Raw genomic sequence first — 679 nt, 5'->3', positions numbered from 1 at the left:
GGGTCAACAGCAAGCGATGAGCGCCACACAAGAGTTGAGCGACACGCTGAGCCCATTCACGAGGAGATAGACAGATGAGCATGGCACGTTCTTTCAATAACTGGATGAAGTATCGTCAGACCGTCAGCGAACTGAACCGCATGTCGGGACGCGAACTGGCCGATCTCGGCGTCAACCGCGAAGACATTCGCCGCGTTGCCCGCAAGGCCTCCTTCTAAGACTTCCAAAAGGCTGACGATCCCTCCTCCCGATTGTCGCCATCTGAAACGCCCGCCGGATCCTCCCCCGGCGGGCGTTATTCGTTTGGGCTCCGCAAACCGGCTCTGCGCAGAAATACAGCACGGAATCCCGTCAAACCAGCCGTTTTTGCGAAGACTTGCATCTCACGCATAGCCGCTTTGAGGCAAACCACCTGCCTGAGTTGTGCGCAAGCGCCTATATCAGGGTCAACAGCAAGCGATGAGCGCCACACAAGAGTTGAGCGACACGCGGAACCCATTCACGAGGAGATAAACAGATGAGCATGGCACGTTCTTTCAATAACTGGATGAAGTATCGTCAGACCGTCAGCGAACTGAACCGCATGTCGGGACGCGAACTGGCCGATCTCGGCGTCAACCGCGAAGACATTCGCCGCGTTGCCCGCAAGGCTTCCTTCTAAGACTTCCAAAAGGCTGAC

General features: G+C 56.4%; 2 protein-coding genes. Both read left to right on the top strand.

Translation table 11 applies throughout. The features are described 5' to 3' along the window. Positions 1-74 precede the first annotated feature (74 nt). Positions 75-218, top strand: a complete 144-nt coding sequence (locus HCK86_RS23885; RefSeq protein ID WP_141149944.1) for a DUF1127 domain-containing protein — start codon at positions 75-77, stop codon at positions 216-218. 299 nt (positions 219-517) lie between these two features. Further along, complete coding sequence (locus tag HCK86_RS23880; protein WP_141149944.1) at positions 518-661, top strand: DUF1127 domain-containing protein; 144 nt, start codon at positions 518-520, stop codon at positions 659-661. Positions 662-679: the final 18 nt, after the last annotated feature.

The sequence above is a fragment of the Martelella sp. HB161492 genome, assembly GCF_013184775.1.
In the GTDB taxonomy this organism is placed as follows: domain Bacteria; phylum Pseudomonadota; class Alphaproteobacteria; order Rhizobiales; family Rhizobiaceae; genus Martelella.
The sequence above is the reverse complement of the archived record's forward strand: the minus strand, read 5'-3'. Positions and strand labels throughout refer to the sequence as shown.